The organism is Candidatus Aquicultor secundus, from assembly GCF_002791875.1.
In the GTDB taxonomy this organism is placed as follows: Bacteria; Actinomycetota; Aquicultoria; order Aquicultorales; family Aquicultoraceae; genus Aquicultor_A; species Aquicultor_A secundus.
The window spans coordinates 963-1,823 of the sequence record NZ_PFNG01000055.1 but is presented as its reverse complement, the minus strand read 5'-3'; the positions used below and the strand labels follow the sequence as shown (position 1 = coordinate 1,823).

1 protein-coding gene is annotated in these 861 nt (G+C 39.8%); it reads left to right on the top strand.

Annotated features, from left to right (window positions below; translation table 11 throughout):
- Positions 1 to 280 precede the first annotated feature (280 nt).
- The coding region (locus COY37_RS02155) for a hypothetical protein (RefSeq protein ID WP_286975828.1) at positions 281 to 861 on the top strand (581 nt) is incomplete at its 3' end.

The following is an 861-nucleotide window of genomic DNA, read 5'->3' as shown; positions in this document are numbered from 1 at the left end:
GTAAAACACGGTTCTATGTCATGTATTGGGGTTTAGTTTAACACATAAGCGTTTGCTTTGCCAATATTTGCCACTTGAGTTGTACCTTGCTAGTACTTTCGATTAAGTTATTCTCCTCTATTCTTTAACTTGGCTTACCAATAGATCATCCTTGATTGTGGTCACCTTAAAGTAGCCGGCTAGATAGCAGCCGTCACTAAAGATACATGACTAAATGCCGATATAATACTAAGTTTGCTGACATAATCGCTGGTAAATGTTGGTGAGATTAGGAATAAGCATGGTTGCATCTTTAGATAATTTAAAAAAGAAACATCTTAAAAAGCTAGTGATTTCAGTATCATCAATTTATATTGCATTTTTTGGAATACTAGTCTTCGCGTTGAAGCCCGGCGTGCACGCAACAGATATAACACTACGTAGTGTTTATGTTGTACCGGTGATTTGCGCTTTCATGGCCTGCGTTTGGGCATCTAAGAAAACAGTTTCCTATAGAAGATTATGGCAATTGATGGCCACCGGCATGTTTTTCTGGATGGTAGGCGAGATCATTTTTATCTCATACGTAATTAGGTATGGGCTAGCACATGTTCCATCCCCATCGATTGCAGATTTGTTCTCAATCGCATATGTTCCTATTGTCCTCGGTGTAATGCTTAGTCTAGGCCGGATAAGACGCCCCTTTAATAATGAGAAGAAGCAGTTCCTCGCAAACGCCTCGATGCTCGCTTTAGCCGGTTTTCTCCTTTGCTATAAATTCTTGCTTATTCCCGAGTGGTACCTAAATCCAACTATGACTATTGCCCAAAGGATGTATGCTATTGGGTATCCTTTACTAGACTGGGTTATATTTGTTTCCCT